Source organism: Pseudomonas sp. CGJS7 (assembly GCF_036961695.1).
On the sequence record NZ_JBAMDI010000306.1, the window covers coordinates 1 to 1,148 of the forward strand.

Genomic DNA, 1,148 nt, shown 5'->3' on the forward strand with positions numbered 1-1,148 from the left:
TCGGCGGCAACATCGTCGTCAGCAAGACCGGTGCGGACGATAACGTCAACTTCGATCTGGCCGACGACATCACCGTCAACAGCGTCGTTGCGGGCAACAGCCGCCTCGACAATACCGGTCTGACCATCACGGGCGGCCCGAGCGTGACCTCGGCCGGCATCAACGCTGGCAACCAAGTCGTCAGCAACGTCGCCGCTGGCGTCGCGGCTACCGATGCGGTCAACAAGAGCCAACTCGATGCGGTCTCCGGCGGTTCCACGACCCTGGGCATGAACTTCACCGGCAACGACAACGCCGCCGGCGATGTGCACCGCGACCTGGGCCAGACGCTGTCGATCCGCGGCGACGCCGCTACGGCTGGCACCTATTCGGGCGCCAACCTGAAGACGGTGACCGACCCGACCACCGGCGCGATCAACGTGCAGTTGGCCGAGTCGCCGAAGTTCGGCAACGTGGTGGTCAACGACGGCGGCGCCGGCAAGATCACCGGTGTGACCGCGGCTGACCTGAGCGCGGCGAGCACCGATGCGGTCAACGGCTCGCAGCTGTTCCAGACCAACGAAAACGTCGCGGCGCTGGACGGCCGCGTGACCACGGCCGAGGGCGACATCACCAACCTCGACAACCGCGTCACCAACAACGAAGGCGCCATCACCAACCTGCAGAACCAGGTCGGTCCGACCGATCCGGCGTACCTGGAACAGAACGGCCGCGGTACGCGTTATGCGCGCACCAACGACACCGGTCTGGCTCAGGACGATGCGCACGCGCAAGTCGCCGGTTCCACTGCGGTCGGTTACAACGCCGTCAGCTCCGCTGCCGACGCGGTGGCCATCGGCCGCAATGCGCAGGCCAGCCATGTCGGCAGCGTCGCTCTGGGCGCGGGTTCGGTCGCCAACGGTGCCAGCCTCGGCAACGCGGCTTACGTTCCGGTGGCGTCGACCTACGCCGTGGCCGGCACGATGCCGGTGGGCGAGGTCTCGGTCGGCGGGGCCAACAGCGAACGCCGTCTGACCAACGTCGCGGCGGGTGCGGGCGATACCGACGCGGCCAACATCAGCCAGTTGAAGGCGGTGGAAAGCAAGGTGTCTTCGCTCGGCCAGGATTCGCTGTTGTGGGATCCGGCCGCCAACGGCGGCGCCGGCGCC

General features: G+C 67.7%; 1 pseudogene. It reads left to right on the top strand.

Annotated features, from left to right (window positions below):
- Positions 1–1,148 (top strand): annotated as a pseudogene (locus V7787_RS52815) (hypothetical protein); the annotation flags it as partial.